Consider the following 17292-nt stretch of genomic DNA (forward strand, 5'->3'; position numbering starts at 1 on the left):
GAACGCGGTGGCGGCGCGTCGATTATGTCCGAATTGCCCGCTGGGCGTCCGCCTTCACCACCCACGGCGCGCCCGGGACGACCGGCGTGCCGGTCACCGGGGTCCGGTACGACCACCGACTCCGGGACCACCACGGCGTCGGCGGAGCCCCCGCCGTGCAGCAGGGCGTCCACGGTGTCGCCGGGCGGCCGTTGGATAGCCTGGCGGCATGCCAGCGAACCCGGACGCCCTGCCCCCGCTCACCGTCGGCTTCGACCTCGACATGACCCTGCTGGACACCCGGCCCGGCATCAAGGCGACCTACCTGGCGCTCTCCGCCGAGACCGGCACGTTCATCGACGCGGACCTGGCGGTCTCCCGGCTCGGGCCGCCGCTCCTGGACGAGCTGCGCAACTGGTTCCCGGCCGAGCACCTGCCGGAGATCGCCGACCGCTACCGCACGCTCTACCGCGAGTACGCCTTCGGGCCCACCGTCGCCCTGCCCGGCGCGCACGCCGCCGTCGAGGCGGTCCGTGCGCACGGCGGCCGGGTCGCGGTGATCACCGGCAAGTACGAGCCGAACGCGAAGCTGCACCTGGACCACGCCGGCCTGCGCGCGGACGCGCTGGTCGGCGACCTCTGGGCGGAGACCAAGGGCGCCGCGCTGCGCGAGCACGGCGCGAGCGTCTACGTCGGCGACCACCTCGGCGACATCCGGGGCGCCCGGCACGCGGACGCCGTCGCGGTCGGCGTGGCCACCGGCCCGTACCCGGCCGAGGAACTGCTGGCGGCCGGCGCGGACGTGGTGCTGGCCGATCTCACGGAGTTCCCGGTCTGGCTGGCCGGCCACCTCGCCACGGCGTCCTGAGGGTCGCGGCGTCCTGAGGGCCGCGGCGTCCTGAGGGCCGCCTCGCCCGGGGCGGCCGCGTGCCGGGGACTGCGGCGGCCGCTCAGCCCTCGGCGCGGACCCGGCGGCGCTGGGCGCGGGCGGAGAGCACCATGCCGGTCAGGGCCAGCAGGAACCCCAGGGGCATCAGCATGCTGAGCCAGTACGCGGCCGTCGGCAACGGCGTCAGGTGCAGGAACAGCGGCACGAAGGTGGCGACCGTGGCGAGCGCGCCGAGTCCGAAGACGATCGCTCCGGACTTGACGTAAAGGTCGCCGCGATCGGCGCTCTTGCTGCTCACTGGGGTGCTCCTCTGCGGGTCGGACGGCCGGACCAGTCTGGCAGAGGCCCGGTGCGGCCTCCGGGCCGGACCGCTCCGCGGGCGGTCCGGCCGGTCACGTTGTGCAGTTTCCCGGGAGCTGGGAGTTTTGATCCCTGCTGAGCGGGGGTATGCAGGCTGTGCCGAGGGGTGCGACAGGTGCGCCCCGTCTCCTCAGACCCGGGGGTGTGAGCCAGTGGAAAGCGCCGAGTCGCGCCCCGGCCGTGCCAGTACCGGGTCGCCCGTGGCCGCGAGAGCCCCGCACGGAACCTTCGCGGAACGCGGATGAGGCAGTAACGGACGGTTAGTCTGCTCCCTGCGCGTACCGACCATGAGCGTCTTGCCGGGCGTCCGCCCGAGGTCGGCCCGCCACCCCATCACCCAGTGATCCCCGGCCAGGTCCGGGATCCCTCACACCCACAACGAGGACTGTTCGAGATGCCCACCGGCCAGGTCAAGTGGTTCAACGAGACGAAGGGCTTCGGCTTCCTGTCGCGCGACGACGGCGGCGACGTCTTCGTCCACACCAAGGCGCTGCCCGCCGGTGTCACCGCGCTGAAGCCGGGCCAGCGGGTCGAGTTCGGCGTGGTGGCGGGCCACCGCGGCGACCAGGCGATGGGCGTCCAGCTGCTGGACGCGCTGCCGTCGGTGGCCGCGGCCCAGCGCAAGAGCCCGGACGACATGGCGGCACTGGTGCAGGACCTCATCACGATGATGGACGCGGTGCTGCCGGGCCTGCAGCACGGCCGCTACCCGGCCAAGCCGACCGGCCAGAAGCTGGCCGGGGTGCTGCGCGCGGTGGCGGACCAGTTCGACATCTGACCGGAGCGTGCCGACGCGCCCCGGGCGCGCGCACCCGCCCTCGGGCGGTGCGCGCCGTCCGGGGGCGCGTCCTGCCGTCTGCGGGGGCCGCCCGGAGGCGAGGCCCGGTCCGGAGTGGGCCAGGTCCGGAGGCGGGGCTCAGAGGTCCAGCGCGCCCGGGGCGAGCGGGGGCACCAGCCCCTCCTCGGCGGCCCGGGTGAGCAGCGCCCGGACGGCGCCGTAGCCCTCCTCGCCGAGGTCCGCGGTGAACTCGTTCACGTACAGCCCGATGTGCTGGTCGGCGACGGCCGGGTCCATCTCCTGGGCATGCGCCAGCACGTACGCGCGGCTGGCCGACGGGTCCGCCCAGGCCTGCCGGACCGAGTCGCGGATCGTCCCGGCGAGGGCCTGCAGCCGCTCGGCGCCGAGCGAGCGCCGGGCGATGATCGCCCCGAGCGGGATCGGCAGGCCGGTCTCCTGCTCCCAGGCCTCGCCCATGTCGGCGAGGCGGTGCAGCCCGTACTGCCGGTAGGTGAAGCGGGCCTCGTGGATCACCAGGCCGGCGTCGACCCGGCCGTCCCGGACGGCGGGCATGATCTCGTGGAACGGCAGGACGACGATCTCGCCGAAGCCGCCGGGCACCGCCTTGGCCGCCCAGAGCCGGAACAGCAGGTAGGCGGTGGAGCGCTCGGAGGGCACCGCGACGGTCCGGCCGGTCAGATCGGCGCCGTCCGGGCCTGCGGCGAGCTCCGGGCGGGTCAGCACCAGCGGGCCGCAGCCGCGGCCGAGCGCGCCGCCGCAGGGCAGCAGCGCGTACTCGTCCAGCACCCAGGGCAGCGCGGCGTAGCTGACCTTGAGGACGTCCAGCTCGCCGCGCTCGGCCAGCCCGTTGGTGACGTCGATGTCCGCGAAGGTGACCTCGGGGGCGTCCGCGCCGGGGACCATGCCGTGCGCCCAGGCGTGGAAGACGAAGGTGTCGTTCGGGCAGGGCGAGTAGGCGATGCTCAGCGGTTCAGCCACGGCGGGCCTCCTTCAGGAACTCCGGACAGGGCAGCGCGGCGAACGCCCGCTCCAGCGCGGCCAGCGCCTCGCCGATCCGCCAGGCGGCCCGGTCGCGCGGGCCCACCGGGTTGGACACGGTGCGCAGCTCGAAGGCCGGTACGCCGTGCCGGGCGGCGGCCTCGGCGACCCCGAAACCCTCCATGGCCTCCGCCGCCGCGCCGGGGTGGCGGGCGGTCAGGGCGGCGGCGCGCCCGGCGCTGCCGGTGACCGTGGAGACGGTGAGCACGGTGCCGGTGACCACCGGCCCGGCGGTCCCGGCGGCCAGCGCCTCGGCGGCCAGCGCCACGGCGGTCGGCGGCGGGGTGTGCCGGACGGTGCCGAAGCCCAGCTCGGTGACGTCGGCGAAGCCCTCCGGGGTCTCGGCGCCGAGGTCGGCGGCGACGATCGCCGTGGCGAGCACGGTCGCGCCGATCGGCGCCCGCGGGGCGAAGCCGCCGGCGATCCCGGCCGAGACGACCGCGTCGTACCGGTGGGCGGCGAGCGCGGCGGACGCGCCCGCGGCGGCGGCGGCCGGGCCGACCCCGGCGGCCAGCACGTCCACCTCCGGACCGTCCGCGTGGCGGGTGCGGTGCAGTCCGCCGCCGGGCAGCGGCAGCGGTTCGGCGGAGCCGGGCAGGCCGCGCAGGACCGCCTCCGCCTCGGCGGGCACCGCGACGACGACGAGCAGCCGGCCCCGCTCGGGGGCCGACTGCTCGCCGGGAAGTCGTACGGTCACCGGGACGGCCGTCAGGCGTCCTGGGTGTTCAGCTGGAAGTACCAGACGCCGTAGATCGCGTCCGGCTGCTTCGGGTCGGACTCGACCACGGTGATCAGGGTCTTGCCGGAGGCGTTGAGCGCCTTGGAGGCCGACACCGAGCCGGAGTAGGTGGAGCCCTTGGCCGCGGAGGCCAGCACGAAGCGGCCGCCCTGGCCCTGGCCGCCGTTGGAGTTGGCCCACCAGCCGCGGTCGGCCACGTCCGGGGTCACGCCGATGCCGATCTGGTCGCTGGCGACCACGTCGGACTTGGGCAGCTTGCCCTCGTCCAGGGCCTTGCCGGCCTTCTCCTGGCACTCCTCCTGCTGCTGGTCGGTCAGCGGCTTGCCGTCGTTGAAGCAGAACGGGTCCTCCTCCATCGAGGAGGTGCCGACCGTGAGGGTGACGCGGTGGTCGCTCGGCTCGGTCTGGTCGCTCGCGTAGGCGATCGACCCGACGACCGTGCCGACGCCGATCACGACGACGGCGCCGAGGGCGGCGATGACACGGGTGTTGAGGCTCATGCGTCAGAGGCTACCGGGCTTTGCCGATCACGCTACGCGGGGGTCGGCAGCCGCGTGTTGCGCCCGGCCGGTCAGGCGACCCGGGGCGCGGTGGTGCGGTGGCGCAGGCCGATCCGGAAGAGCGAGCGGACCGTCAGGAGCAGCACCACGCCGACCACCGCGGCCGCCACCGAGAGGCCCAGCACGCCGTTCAGCGGCAGCAGGATGCCGACCGTGCCGCCGGCCACCCAGGAGAGCTGGAGCAGGGTCTCCGAGCGGGCGAAGGCCGAGGTCCGGACCGCCTCGGGGACGTCGCGCTGGATCAGCGCGTCCAGCGCCAGCTTGCCCAGCGAGGCCGCCACCCCGGCCGCCCCCGCGACCGCGATCACCGTCACCACGCCGTACCAGAGCGCGGCGGCGGCCGTGGCGCAGGTGGCCAGCAGCAGCATCGCGGTGACCGTCGCCTCCGAGCCGCGGGTGCGCAGCCAGGAGCCGAGCACCGAGCCGAGCGCGTTCCCGGTGCCGGCGGCCAGCGCCACCAGGCCGAGCGCCAGGGTCGGCTGCAGCCCGCCGATCGGATCGGTGCGCAGCAGGAAGGCCAGGAACATCACCAGGAAGCCGACCAGCCAGCGCAGCGCCGACATCGCCCGCAGCGCCAGGATCACCGAGGGGCCGACGGTGCGCAGCGACGCCTTCGGGACGGGGGTCCGGGCGGCCTGCCCGGAGGGGCCGACGGCGCCCGCGGCCTCGCCGTGCACCTCCGCGTGCAGCACGGCGCGCTGCTCGCCCTTGGCCGAGTCCACCTTGTGCGGCAGGTGGAAGGCCATCAGGGTGCCGACCACGAAGACCAGGAAGGCGCCGCGCAGCGGCCAGCCGGGCCCGATCAGGTGCAGCAGTCCGCCGACCCCGGCCGCCACCATGGTGGCCAGCAGTCCGGCCAGGGTGACCCGGGAGTTCGCCTTCACGAGGGAGAGCCGGCTGGGCAGCAGCCGGGGCACCACCACGCTGCGCACCACGCCATAGGCCTTGGACGCCACCAGGACGCCGAGTGCCTCCGGATAGAGCGCCAGCCCGCCGCCGGCCACGGTGCTCGCCATCGTCCAGGCCAGCACCGCGCGGGCCAGCATGGACATCGCCATCGCGGCCCGGCGGCCGTGCGGCAGGCGGTCCAGCAGCGGGCCGATCACCGGGGCGAGGACGGCGAACGGCGCCATGGTGATCAGCAGGTAGAGCGCCACCCGGCCGCGGGCCTCGCCGGTGGGGACGGAGAAGAAGATGGTCGAGGCGAGCGCGACGGTGATCAGCATGTCGCCGAAGGAGTTCAGCGCGTGCAGCTCGATCAGCTTGGCGAGGCCGGACTCGCCGGCGCCCTCGGCGGAGGTGGCCCGGCGGATCCGCCGCCCGGTGCCGTGCACGACCTTGCCGGTGCGCGAGCCGGCGGCGGAGGCGGTGCGGATCAGGAAGTGCCGGCGCGGCTCCTCCTGCTCCTCGTCGTCGAGGTCGGCGGGACCGTCGGAGTCCGCCGGGCCGTCCGGGGCGGGCTCCGGGCCGGGGTGCCCGCCCTTGCCGGCGTGCCCGCCGGACACCGCGGTGGCGCCGGCCGGGCCGGCGGCGTGGGAGCCGGCCGCCCCGTCCGCGTGCGTCGGGTGTGCCGGATGCCCGGCGGAATCGGGGGGCGTCGACGAGGCGTCCACCGGCTGCGGTTCGCCCGCAGCGAGGACCGGAGGCTGCTGCCGCGGCACGGCGCCCGCCTCGTCGTCGGGACTGCCGGCCTGCGAAGCGTGCAGTGCGTGCTGCGACGGGTTCTCGTCCGCCACATGCCCATCCTGCCCCAGAATCGGTACCGCGACGCGGGATTCCGGTCCGCGCGGCGCGGCCGCGGCGGCGGTGGCGTCCGCCCCGGACTGTGCCGGGTGGCCGACCGGCGGGTAGCCTGCCCAGGTCCGACCCACCAGCGGCCGCGGCCGGCCGGACCGGAAGAGCGGCGCGGCCGGTACCCCTGGCGGCCCGTGGTCGCGCAGAATGGACGAGGGAAACCGAGCCGCGACGGAACGGGCAACACGCCGCAGGCAACAGAAGAACTGGGAGAGAATCGACGCCGTGAGTGCTGCGATGCGAAGCCGTACCCCCGATCGGCTCTGTGCCGAGGCCGTCGAACTCGCCCGACAGGCAGCGAACGAGGCCGTCGGAGCCGAAGCCGTCGGGGCCCACCTCGGTGCCCAGGCGGACGCCGACCGCGTCGTCACCCACACCTTCGAGTGCCTGGATGCCGCCTACCGCGGCTGGCACTGGGCCGTGACCGTCGCGCGCGCCCCGCGCGCCAAGAACGTCACCCTGGACGAGGTCGTGCTGCTGCCCGGCCCCGACGCCGTCCTCGCCCCGCAGTGGGTGCCGTGGAGCGAGCGGCTCCGGCCCGGCGACATGGGCCCGGGCGACCTGCTGCCCACCGACGCGGACGACCTGCGCCTGGAGCCCGGCTGGACCGGCGAGGACGAGCCGGCGCCGAACTCCCCGATGGCGCTGGCCGCCCCGGAGGACGTGGTCGTCAGCGACCCGGACATCCAGCCGGCCCCGGCCCGCGCCGAGATCGGCGCCGTCGCCGCGGAGCTCGGCATGGGCCGCAGCCGGGTGCTCTCCCGCCTCGGCCTGCACCTCGCCGCCGACCGCTGGGAGAAGGCCCACGGCCCGCAGACCCCGATGGCGCAGTCCGCCCCGGCCTCCTGCGTCAGCTGCGGCTTCCTGATCCCGATCGGCGGCTCGCTCGGCCAGGCCTTCGGCGTCTGCGGCAACGAGTTCGGCCCGGCCGACGGCCAGATCGTCTCCTTCGCCTACGGCTGCGGCGGCCACTCCGAGGCGGCCGTGATCCCGGCCCCGCCGGCACCGTCCGAGCTGATCCTGGACGAGCTGGTGGTCGAGCCGATGCAGCTGCACCCCGACCGCACCACGGGCTCGGTCGAGCCCGACGCCCCCGCCGAGGAGCTCGGCCACTCCTGATCCCGTGCTCCCGGCCGACCGCCCCGGTCGGCCGACCACGGCGGATCGGTCCCGGCGGACCGATTCCGGCCGGTCCGGACGCACTCGCGGCCCGCCCACCTGCACAGGTGGGCGGGCCGCGGCCGTTCCCGGGGGCGGCGCGGCCCACCCCGGTCCGCCGGGGGTGCCCGGCCGGGGGAGAATGCCCCCCGTACGAAGTACAGGGCGGCGGAAGGCGGCAGGTCCAGTGGAACCTCGGATCATCGGCAGCGGAACGGACGAGCACCGCGCGGACCCCTTCGGCAGCGCCGCGCTGCGCCGCCGGGTGCTGGACGCCTGGGCCGCCTCCCCGGCCCGGTTCCGGGAGGACGCCAACGCCGAGGAGGAGCTCGCCCTCGGCGGCTACCGGGACCGCCTGGTGGTCGAGTTGGCGCAGAACGCGGCCGACGCGGCGGTCCGCGCGGGCGGCGCCCCCGGCCGGCTCCGGCTCACCCTGGCGGACGGCGTCCTGGCCGCCGCCAACACCGGCGCACCGCTGGACGCGGCCGCCGTCGAATCGCTCTCCACGCTGCGCGCCTCCTCCAAGCGGGACGCGGCCGACGGCCGGCCCACCGTGGGCCGGTTCGGCGTCGGCTTCGCCGCCGTCCTCGCGGTCACCGACGAGCCCGCCGTGCTCGGCGCGGCCGGCGGCGTGCGCTGGTCGCTCGGCGAGGCCCGCTCGCTGGCCGAGGCGCAGCCCGCGCTCGCCGACGAGCTGCGCCGCCGGGACGGCCACGTGCCGCTGCTGCGGCTGCCGTTCGCCGCCGAGGGTCCCGCCCCCGACGGCTACGACACCGTGGTCGTGCTGCCGCTGCGGGACGCCGCCGCCGAGGACCTCACCCGTCGGCTGCTGGCCGGTGTCGACGACGCACTGCTGCTGACCCTGCCCGGCCTGGCGGAGGTCGTGGTGGAGACCCCGGAGGGCACCCGCACGCTCACCCGGTCGGCCGCCGCGCCGCGGCCGGACGGTGTCACTGCGATCACCGTCACCGACGACGCGGGCGGGCGGCTGCGCCGGACGGTCTGGCAGACCGCCGGTGCCTCCGGCACCCTGGACGCCGCGCTGCTCACCGACCGGCCCACCGAGGAGCGCGCCCGCCCGTACTGGACGGTGACCTGGGCCGTCCCGGTCGGCCCGGACGGCGCCCCACAGGCGCCCGGCATCGCGCCGGTGCTGCACGCCCCCACGCCCAGCGACGAGCCGCTCGGCCTGCCCGCGCTGCTGATCGCCTCCTACCCGCTGGACTCCACCCGCCGGCACGTCGCACCGGGCCCGCTGGCCGACTTCCTCACCGAGCGCGCCGCCGAGGCCTACGCCGACCTGCTGCGCTCCCGCGGCGGCGACCTCGGCTCGCTCGGCCTGGTCCCCGGTCCGCTCGGCGAGGGCGCGCTGGACAACGCGCTGCGCGCCGCGATCCTCTCCCGGCTGCCGGGCACGCCGTTCCTGCCGCACCCGGCGCCGGTCGAGGAGGGCACGCCGGCGCTGCGGCCCCGGGACGCCACGCTGCTGGAGGGCGCGGACGAGTCGGTGGTCGAGGCGCTGGCGCCGATCTTCCCCGGGCTGCTGCCGGCCGGCCTGGAGCGCCGGACCGAGCTACGGGTGCTGAAGGTGCGCCGGGTGCCGCTGGCCGAGGTGGTCGACCAGCTCGGCGGGCTGGACCGCGAGCCGGCCTGGTGGCGCAACCTCTACGCGGCGCTCGGCGCGGCCGACCCGGAGGCGCTCGGCGCGCTGCCCGTCCCGCTGGCCGACGGCCGTACCGTCACCGGCCCGCGCCGGGTCCTGCTGCCCTCCGACGCCGCCGACTGGGCGGCCTACCCCGGCTACCCCGAGGCGCTGGCCGGCGCACTCGCCCTGCTCGACCTGCGCCTCGCCCACCCGGAGGCCGCGCACCCGCTGCTGGCCAAGCTCGGCGCCGGCACCGCCACCCCGGCCGGGGTGCTGGACACGCCCGAGGTGCGGGCCGCCGTCGCCCGTTCCTACGAGCTGGCCGAGGAGGACCTGGACGCCGCCGCGGACCTCGCCGACTCGGTGCTCGCCCTGGTCAGGGCGGCCGCCCCGGCGGTCGGCGAGCACCCCTGGCTGGCCCGGCTGGCGCTGCTGGACGACGAGGGCGAGCCGGCCCGCGCGGGCGAGCTGATCCTGCCCGGCAGCCCGCTCGCCGCCGTCGCCCGGGAGGACGACGCGGGCTGGGTGGACGACGAGCTGATGGAGCGCTGGGGCCCCGAGGTGCTGGCCGCCGCGGGCGTGCCGGCCGAGTTCGTGCTGGTCCGCGCCGAGGACGTGGTGCTCGACCCGGACGACCTGGAGCGGCTCGACCCGACCGCCCCCGCCGACCGTGCGGCCGGCGGCCACCCGACCGGGCTGCTGGACGAGGCACCGGACGGCCTCGCCGAGTGGGCCGAGGACGCCCTGGAGGCCCTGCACGCCGACGACGGCGATCCGATGAGCGTGCCGCCCGTCGCCGCCGAGCTGCTGGCCGTGCGCGACCTCGACCTGGTGGACGACGACGCCTGGCCCGAGGCGCTGGCCGCGCTGGCCCGCCCGCCGTACCGGGACGCCGTGGTCAACCCCGTCCGCACCCTGTTGCCGGACGGCTCCTACGCCGACCTGCCGCCGTACACCGCCTGGTGGCTGCGTGACCACCCTGTGCTGGACGGCCGCGAGCCGGCCGGCCTGCGCGCGGCCGGTGCCGACCCGCTGCTGCGCGGCCTCTACGACGAGGCCCGGACCACGCTGGACGAGCAGTTCCTGCACGCGCTCGGGGTGCGCACCACGCTGACCGCGCTGCTCGCCGAGCCGCACGGCCCGGACGAGGTGCTGGACCGGCTCACCGACCCGGCCTCCGAGATCGGCCACCGCCAACTGCACGGCATCCACAGCGCACTGGCCCGGGTCGAGGCCGAGCGGATCGAGCCGCTGGACGTGGTGCGGGCGCTGCCGCCGCTGGACCCGGAGGCCGGCCGCCGCCCGGCGCACACGGTGATCGTGGACGCCACCGAGGCGGTCGTCGCCGACGCGCCGGACCTCGTCCAGCTGCTGCACCCGTACCCGCTGCTGCCGGTCGCCCCGGCGCTGGCGGCCGACCTCGCCGAGCGGCTGCACGTCTCGCTGGCCAGCGAGGTGGCCGGTGGCCGGGTGCTCTCCGAGGGCCGGCTGCACCGGGTCCCCGCCGTGGTGCGGGAGCTGCTGCCCGGCTGCCCGGTGGCCTACGAGGAGCACGAGGAGCTGCTGGTGGTCGGCCCGGACGGCAACGAGGCCGCGGTGGACTGGCGTTGGGACGCCGCGGCGGACACCCCGGAGGCGCCGTACGACCCGGACGCGGCCGAGGAGGCCGACGAGGACGACGAGTTCGAGCTGTCGCCGGTGCCCGGGCTGCTGCACGCCGCCACGCCGGAGGGGCTGGCGGCCGGGCTGGCCTGGTCGGTCGGCCAGTGGCACCGCCGGTTCGAGGTGCTGGCCGCGCTCACCGAGCCGGACCGCGCCTACGAGCTCTCCGCCGCCCGCGACTTCGAGGGCTGACCTCCGGCGGCCGGTCCGCCGCCCCGGCCGGCCGGGTGCGCCCGCTCCATCACGGGAGCGGGTGCACCCTGCCGTACGGGCTCAGTCCGAGGCGCGGCGCATGACCCGCCAGACCACCTCCAGCAGCACCCCGGCGACCAGCGCGATGGCGACGCCCATCCACGGGTCGCGGATGCCGGCGAGCGAGAGCTCGAAGAAGTCCGACAGCCAGGGCACCGTCAGCACCAGTGCGAACGCCCCGCACATCGTCCCGATCAGCAGCAGCCGCCACCAGTTGTAGGGCCGGGCCACGATCGCCAGCACCCAGATCGCCACGATGAACAGCGTCAGGGTGGCCACGCTGGTGTCGGCCTCCAGGTCGGTCGTGTGGTTGGCCCGGGCCAGCGCGTACGCGGTGAAGGTGGCCGTCCCGGCGATGATGCCGCCGGGGACGGCCAGCCGCAGCACCCGGCGGACGAAGCCGGTGCGGGCCCGCTCGTTGTTGGGCGCCAGGGCGAGGAAGAAGGCCGGCACGCCGATGGTGAGGGTGGAGAGCACCGTGGAGTGCCGGGGCAGGAACGGGTACGGCGAGTGCGTGAAGATCACCAGCAGTGCGAGCAGCACCGAGTAGACCGTCTTCACCAGGAAGAGCCCGGCCACCCGCTCGATGTTGCCGATCACCCGGCGGCCCTCGGCGACCACCGAGGGGAGGGTGGCGAAGGAGTCGTTCAGCAGCACGATCTGCGCGACGGCCTTGGTGGCGTCGCTGCCGGTGCCCATCGCCACGCCGATGTCGGCGTCCTTGAGCGCCAGCACGTCGTTGACGCCGTCACCGGTCATCGCCACGGTGTGCCCGCGCGACTGCAGCGCGCCGACCAGCTCCCGCTTCTGCTGCGGGGTGACCCGGCCGAAGACGGCGGTCCGCTCGGCGGCGTCGGCGAACTCCGCCGGCTCGGCGGACAGGCTGCGGGCGTCCAGCGGCCGGTCGGCGCCGGGCAGGCCGAGGTGCGCGGCGACGGCGCCGACCGAGACGGCCGCGTCGCCGGAGATCACCTTGGCCTGGACGCGCTGCCCCTCGAAGTAGCGCAGGGTGTCGGCGGCGTCCTCGCGCAGCCGCTGCTGGAGCACGACCAGGGCGAGCGGCTGCAGGTCGGTGGCCGGGTCCGGGGCGTCGAGCGGCACCGGGGTGCGGCCCAGCAGCAGCACCCGCAGGCCCTTGGTGCCGAGCTCGTCCACGTCGGCGAGCGCCGGGTGCCCGGCGGGCAGCAGCACGTCCGGCGCGCCGAGCAGCCAGCTGGCCTCGCCGCCCTGCGGCTCCAGCAGCTGCACCCCGCTCCACTTGCGGGCGGAGGAGAACGGCATCGCCTCGATCACCCGCCAGCCGCCGCTCGCGCCGTCGCCGTTGCCGTCGTTGCGCCCGTAGGCCTCGATCACCGCCTGCATCGAGGGGTTGGGCCGGGCGTCCGCGCCGGCCATCACGCCGAGCGCCTGCTTGATGACCTCCGGGTCGGCGAGCACGGGCCGGGCCGGCGGGGCGTCCGGACGCGGGTGGCCGTCGGCCCCGGCCAGGGTGCGCAGCTCGACCACGTCCATGCCGCCCTCGGTGAGGGTGCCGGTCTTGTCCAGGCAGACGGTGTCCACCCGGGCCAGCCCCTCGATCGCGGGCAGCTCCTGCACCAGGCACTGCTTGCGGCCGAGCCGGATCACGCCGATCGCGAAGGCGACGGAGGTCAGCAGCACCAGGCCCTCGGGGACCATCGGCACGATGCCGGCCACCATCCGGCGGACGGCCTCCTTCCAGTCCCGCCCCTCCACCGCGAGCTGGCTGATCACCAGTCCGACGGCGGTGGGCACCAGCAGCCAGGTGATGAACCGCAGGATGCTGTCGATGCCGCTGCGCAGCTCGGACCTGACCAGGGTGAACCTGCTGGCCTCCTCGGCGAGCTGGGCCGCGTAGGCCTCGCGGCCGACCTTGGTGGCGGTGAACGCGCCCGCGCCGGCCACCACGAAGCTGCCGGACATCACCTGGGCGCCGGGCTGCTTGAGGACGGGGTCGGGCTCGCCGGTGAGCAGCGACTCGTCGATCTCCAGCCCGTCGGCCTCGGTCACCTCGCCGTCGACGATCACCTTGTCGCCGATGCCGAGCAGCACGGTGTCGTCGAGGACGATCTCGCCGGTGGCGATCTGCTGGACGGTGCCGTCCCGGCGGACCTGGGGTTTGGCCTCGCCGATCAGCGCCAGGCTGTCCAGGGTCTTCTTGGCGCGCAGCTCCTGGACGATGCCGATCGCCGTGTTGGCGACGATGACCAGGCCGAACAGGCCGTCCTGGATCGGTCCGACGACCAGGATGATCCCGAACATCACGCCGATGATCGCGTTGAAGCGGGTGAAGACGTTGGCCCGGACGATCTCCCGGGTGGAGCGGCTGGACCGCACCGGGACGTCGTTGACGTCTCCCCGGGCGACCCGCTCGGCGACCTCCGCGGCGGTGAGGCCGCCGCGCCGCCCGGGCAGCAGGCCGAGCGGGTGGGCGCCGTCGTGACCGTCGCCGGGCGCCTGGTCCGGTTGCTGGGCAGGCTGCGTCATGGCACCGACTCTACGGGTGCCTTATGTCCGATGCGTGCTACTAAAGGACTATTCAGTCCGACCGGGTGGCCGGGTCCGCGCCGTTGTCGCCGGTCGAGCGCTCGCCGGCCGTCCGCTCGGCCGCCGCGGCCTCGGCGGCGCGGCTGCGGGCGATCGCGTCCCGGCGGCTGCGGCAGTACCAGAGGCCGATCAGGCCGAGGCCGGCCCCGGCCAGGCAGATCCACGGCCAGTTCCCGTGGCCGTGGTCGGCGAGCGTCCCCCGGAAGGGGAGCAGGGCCAGGAAGGCGACGAACCACAGCACCGTGCCGCCGCCGACGATGGCGACGTCGTTGGCCTCCAGCGGCGGGGGCGAGGGGTGCAGTGGGGTCTTCGGCATGGGCTCTAGAGTACGGGGAGACGGCCGCTCGTCCGACTTGCGGCCGCTCCTGACCGGGCCGCTCGTCGCGTCGATCGTTCTACGCGCGAAGATAGCGCGTGTGCGATCGGGGAACCCATACTGGGGCCTTCCGGTTGGCTGCGCCATGCCCAGGACGCCTGGGCCGACGCCGCGCCGCCCGGCCCGCCCGGCCATCGTCGCCCCGGGCGTGGACCCTCTCCTCAGCCCCCACCAGAGGACGCACGCATGCCTGTGGCCCAGCCGACCACCGAGTCGCCCGAGCCCGTCGCCACGGCGCCGAAGCCCCCCGCCGGCGCCCTGGACCGCTACTTCCGGATCTCCGAGCGCGGCTCCACCCTCCCGCGCGAGGTCCGCGGCGGCATCGCCACCTTCTTCACCATGGCGTACATCCTGGTGCTCAATCCGATCATCCTGGCCAACGCCACGGACATGACCGGGGCCCACCTGGACAACGCCCAGCTGGTCACCGCGACCGCCCTCACCGCCGGGCTCACCACCCTGCTGATGGGCGTGATCGGCAACGTCCCGATCGGCCTGGCCGCCGGCCTCGGCGTCAACACCATCGTCGCCCTCCAGCTCGCCCCCAAGATGACCTGGCCGGACGCCATGGGCATGGTGGTGCTGGCGGGCTTCGCGATCATGCTCCTGGTCGCCACCGGCCTGCGCGAGCGGGTCATGAACGCCGTCCCGCTCGGCCTGCGCAAGGCGATCGCGATCGGCATCGGCCTCTTCATCGGCCTGGTCGGCCTGGTCGACGCCGGCTTCGTCAGCCGCATCCCGGACGTCGCCCACACCACCGTCCCGCTCCAGCTCGGCGGCAACGGCCACCTGCTCGGCTGGCCGGTGCTGGTCTTCGTGCTCGGCCTGCTGCTCACCCTGGTGCTGATCATCCGCAAGGTGCCCGGCGCGATCCTGGTCTCCATCGCCGTGACGACCGTCGTCGCCGTGGTGATCGACAAGCTCGCCGGCGTCCCCGACGCCGGCTGGGGCCTGACCGTCCCGGCCTGGCCCGGCAACCCGGTCGCCGCCCCGGACTTCGGCCTGGTCGGCCACGTCAGCCTGTTCGGCGGCTTCGAGAAGGTCGGCGCGCTCACCGGCGCCCTCTTCGTCTTCACCGTCCTGATGTCCTGCTTCTTCGACGCGATGGGCACCATCCTCGGCGTCGCCGACGAGGCCCACCTGCTGGACGGGAAGGGCGACCTGCCCGGCATCAACCGGATCCTGATGGTCGACGGCATCGCCACCGCGGCCGGCGGCGCCACCTCCTGCTCCGCCAACACCTGCTACGTCGAGTCCACCGCGGGCGTCGGCGAGGGCGCCCGGACCGGCTTCGCCTCGATCGTCACCGGCCTGCTCTTCGTGGTGGCTCTCTTCTTCGCCCCGCTCGCGGGCATGGTCCCCGCCCAGGCAGCCACCCCCGCCCTGGTGGCCGTCGGCTTCCTGATCCTGGCCAACTCGGTCAAGGAGATCGACTGGGCCGACCACACGATCGCGATCCCGGCCTTCCTGACCATGGTGATGATGCCGTTCACCTACTCCATCACCAACGGCATCGGCTTCGGCTTCATCACCTTCTGCGTCCTGCGCCTCGCCGCCGGCCGCGGCCGCGAGGTGCCGGCCGCGATGTACGCGGTGTCCGCGGTCTTCGCCTTCTACTACCTGATGCCCGCCCTCGGCCTGCTCTGACGCCGACCGCCAGGCACGTCCGCGGCCCCGCACTCCCCGGAGTGCGGGGCCGCCGCCGTACCCGGGCGGCGCGTTCTCACTGCACGCAGAACTCGTTGCCCTCGGGGTCGGCCATGACGACGTGGTCGGTGCCCGGCTCCTGGACGTGGCGCAGGACGGTGGCGCCGAGCCCGCCGAGGCGGGCCACGGTGGCGTCGCGGGCGTCGGGACCGGGGTGGAGGTCGAGGTGAAGGCGGTTCTTGACCGTCTTCGGCTCGGGGACCTGCTGGAAGAGCAGGCGGCGGCCGAGCCCGGTGCCGGAGGTGGGGTCGTGCGGGTCCTCGGGGTGGCGGACGGCGGCCAGGGTGCGCCAGGCCCGGCGGCCGTCGACCTCGGTGAGGAGGCCGGGGGTGATCCGGCCGGCGGTGAGCAGCTGCCCGATGAGGACGCTGTGGTCCTCGACGGTGTAGCCGAGCGCCGCGGCCCAGAAGGCGGCCTGGCGGTGCGGGTCGGCGCAGTCGACGACGACTTTCCAGTGCACGGGGGTGGTCGCGGGGATGGTCATGTAACCGTTTATAGCGGTTACTTGGCTGACGGGCAATCATCTGCCGTCGGCGGGTGGCAGGAAGGGGACTGTGTAGCCCAGTCGGTGGTGGGCATACTGCCTGGGCCGGACACGGGGAGGGGGCTCTACCGATGGTGCAACAGGATCCGCCCGGAGGGGTCGAGGCGAAGCTGCTGCCGGAGCTGTTCTGGACGGCGGACAAGGCCTCGCTGGACGGGCAGCGCGAGACGCTGCGCTGGTACCGGGGCCTGATCTCGATGCTGGTGATCGCGGCGGTGGTGGGCTCGCTGCCCGGGCCCGAGCACCGCGGCGACAGCGACATCACGCCGCTCTTCTCGGTGGTGGCGTTCCTGGTCGCCGGCTACTTCTGGTCCCGGCTGCGGCGCAGCAACCCGCAGGGGCGCTGGTACGAGGCCCGGGCGGCGGCCGAGTCGGTCAAGACGCTGGCCTGGAAGTACGCCGTGCGCGCCCGCCCGTTCGACGGCGGGGCGGAGTCGGCCGAGGTGGACCGCGGCTACCTGCTCCAGCTGGAGGACGTGCTGCGCGCCTTCGAGGACCCGGAGATCGTGCCGCCCGGCACCGTCCCGGAGATCACCGCGGAGATGCGCCGGGCCCGGGCCGGCAGCCTGACCGAGCGCCGCACGCTCTACCTGCGCACTCGGGTGGAGGGGCAGCGGACGTGGTACCGCGCGCGGGCCGAGGCCTGCGAGACGCAGGCGGTGTCCTGGGGGCTGGGCGTCGCGGCGCTGATCATCATCGGTGCGGCGGCAGCGATCGCGCAGGCGGTCGGGGCGCTGCCGGTGCACATCTTCGGCGCGAGCTCGGCGGCGGCCGCCGCGGTGATCGCCTGGACCCAGCTCAAGCAGCTGCGCCCGCTCGCCGCCGCGTACCAACTGGCCGCGCGCGAGCTGGAGAACGTCGGCAACCAGCTCTCCGACCTGGACCTCAAGGCTCCGGACGCCGAGCAGCGGTGGGGCCGGCTGGCCGCCGAGGCGGAGGACGCGGTCTCGCGCGAGCACACCACCTGGCGGGCCCGGCGCGCGTTCCCGCGCTGAGCCGCGCCGGTACTACGGCGCCGGCACTACGGCTCCGCCCGGACGCTGCGGCACCGCAGCGTCCGGGCGGCGCTGCGCGTCACCGGGCGGGTCGGGAGGTTCTGGGGAGATCGGGCGAAGCGTGCGCGGTGCCGGGTGCACAGGTGTGCGAGGTGGGTGAGGGTCGCGCGGGGGAGCGCCGCCCGTAATCGTTACGTGTCCATGCCCTGGTTTCATCGCCTCCGCGCACG

Annotated in this window: 14 protein-coding genes; 6 read left to right on the forward strand and 8 right to left on the reverse strand. The window is 75.3% G+C overall.

Features of this window, described 5'->3' with window-relative positions; translation table 11 throughout:
* The first annotated feature begins 208 nt into the window (after nucleotides 1-208).
* Nucleotides 209-847 carry an HAD family hydrolase gene (locus tag ACIPSC_RS16020; RefSeq protein ID WP_400826219.1) on the forward strand — a complete coding sequence of 213 codons (639 nt, stop codon included), beginning with the start codon at nucleotides 209-211 and terminating at the stop codon, nucleotides 845-847.
* 82 nt (nucleotides 848-929) lie between these two features.
* Here the strand turns inward: ACIPSC_RS16020 and ACIPSC_RS16025 are convergent, their stop codons facing one another.
* Nucleotides 930-1166, reverse strand: coding sequence for a hypothetical protein (locus tag ACIPSC_RS16025; RefSeq protein ID WP_400826221.1), 237 nt, complete (start codon nucleotides 1164-1166; stop codon nucleotides 930-932).
* Between the two features lie 456 nt (nucleotides 1167-1622).
* On the opposite strand from ACIPSC_RS16025, the gene ACIPSC_RS16030 reads away from it, so the two are divergent.
* Nucleotides 1623-2006: a cold-shock protein gene (locus tag ACIPSC_RS16030; protein WP_305067969.1), complete on the forward strand. Its 384-nt coding sequence runs from the start codon at nucleotides 1623-1625 to the stop codon at nucleotides 2004-2006.
* Nucleotides 2007-2144: 138 nt separating this feature from the next.
* Here ACIPSC_RS16030 and ACIPSC_RS16035 read toward each other — a convergent pair whose 3' ends face one another.
* The 4 genes from ACIPSC_RS16035 to ACIPSC_RS16050 form a co-directional block, all read right to left on the reverse strand.
* On the reverse strand, nucleotides 2145-3005 hold the full coding sequence (locus ACIPSC_RS16035; protein ID WP_400826223.1) for a 1,4-dihydroxy-6-naphthoate synthase: 861 nt from the start codon (nucleotides 3003-3005) through the stop codon (nucleotides 2145-2147).
* Entirely contained in the window at nucleotides 2998-3762 is a 765-nt protein-coding gene (locus ACIPSC_RS16040) for a futalosine hydrolase (protein WP_400826225.1), read from the reverse strand. The genes ACIPSC_RS16035 and ACIPSC_RS16040 overlap by 8 nt, the downstream gene beginning before the upstream one ends.
* Nucleotides 3763-3773: 11 nt before the next feature.
* The gene (locus tag ACIPSC_RS16045) at nucleotides 3774-4304 is read right to left on the reverse strand and encodes a hypothetical protein (protein ID WP_400826227.1); all 531 of its coding nucleotides are present in this window, start codon (nucleotides 4302-4304) and stop codon (nucleotides 3774-3776) included.
* A 71-nt stretch (nucleotides 4305-4375) separates the two neighbouring features.
* Nucleotides 4376-5743 (reverse strand): MFS transporter, encoded by a 1368-nt coding sequence (locus ACIPSC_RS16050; RefSeq protein ID WP_400826438.1) that lies wholly within the window; start codon nucleotides 5741-5743, stop codon nucleotides 4376-4378.
* 652 nt (nucleotides 5744-6395) lie between these two features.
* Between ACIPSC_RS16050 and ACIPSC_RS16055 the strand changes: the two genes are divergently transcribed.
* Together ACIPSC_RS16055 and ACIPSC_RS16060 are read left to right on the forward strand one after the other, a co-directional pair.
* Nucleotides 6396-7277: a DUF3027 domain-containing protein gene (locus tag ACIPSC_RS16055; RefSeq protein WP_400826440.1), complete on the forward strand. Its 882-nt coding sequence runs from the start codon at nucleotides 6396-6398 to the stop codon at nucleotides 7275-7277.
* 226 nt (nucleotides 7278-7503) lie between these two features.
* Entirely contained in the window at nucleotides 7504-10815 is a 3312-nt protein-coding gene (locus tag ACIPSC_RS16060; RefSeq protein WP_400826228.1) for a sacsin N-terminal ATP-binding-like domain-containing protein, read from the forward strand.
* A gap of 81 nt (nucleotides 10816-10896) precedes the next feature.
* Here the strand turns inward: ACIPSC_RS16060 and ACIPSC_RS16065 are convergent, their stop codons facing one another.
* Together ACIPSC_RS16065 and ACIPSC_RS16070 are read right to left on the reverse strand one after the other, a co-directional pair.
* Nucleotides 10897-13380 carry an HAD-IC family P-type ATPase gene (locus ACIPSC_RS16065; protein ID WP_400826230.1) on the reverse strand — a complete coding sequence of 828 codons (2484 nt, stop codon included), beginning with the start codon at nucleotides 13378-13380 and terminating at the stop codon, nucleotides 10897-10899.
* Nucleotides 13381-13432: 52 nt separating this feature from the next.
* Nucleotides 13433-13756 (reverse strand): DUF2530 domain-containing protein, encoded by a 324-nt coding sequence (locus tag ACIPSC_RS16070; RefSeq protein WP_400826232.1) that lies wholly within the window; start codon nucleotides 13754-13756, stop codon nucleotides 13433-13435.
* Between the two features lie 246 nt (nucleotides 13757-14002).
* Here ACIPSC_RS16070 and ACIPSC_RS16075 point away from each other — a divergent pair, with 246 nt between their 5' ends.
* On the forward strand, nucleotides 14003-15463 hold the full coding sequence (locus tag ACIPSC_RS16075) for an NCS2 family permease (RefSeq protein WP_400826233.1): 1461 nt from the start codon (nucleotides 14003-14005) through the stop codon (nucleotides 15461-15463).
* A 76-nt stretch (nucleotides 15464-15539) separates the two neighbouring features.
* On the opposite strand, the gene ACIPSC_RS16080 is transcribed toward ACIPSC_RS16075, so the two are convergent.
* Nucleotides 15540-16007 (reverse strand): VOC family protein, encoded by a 468-nt coding sequence (locus tag ACIPSC_RS16080; RefSeq protein ID WP_400826234.1) that lies wholly within the window; start codon nucleotides 16005-16007, stop codon nucleotides 15540-15542.
* Between the two features lie 131 nt (nucleotides 16008-16138).
* On the opposite strand from ACIPSC_RS16080, the gene ACIPSC_RS16085 reads away from it, so the two are divergent.
* Entirely contained in the window at nucleotides 16139-17062 is a 924-nt protein-coding gene (locus ACIPSC_RS16085) for a DUF4231 domain-containing protein (RefSeq protein WP_400826236.1), read from the forward strand.
* Nucleotides 17063-17292: the final 230 nt, after the last annotated feature.

Source organism: Kitasatospora sp. NPDC090091 (assembly GCF_044747365.1).
Classification (GTDB): domain Bacteria; phylum Actinomycetota; class Actinomycetes; order Streptomycetales; family Streptomycetaceae; genus Kitasatospora.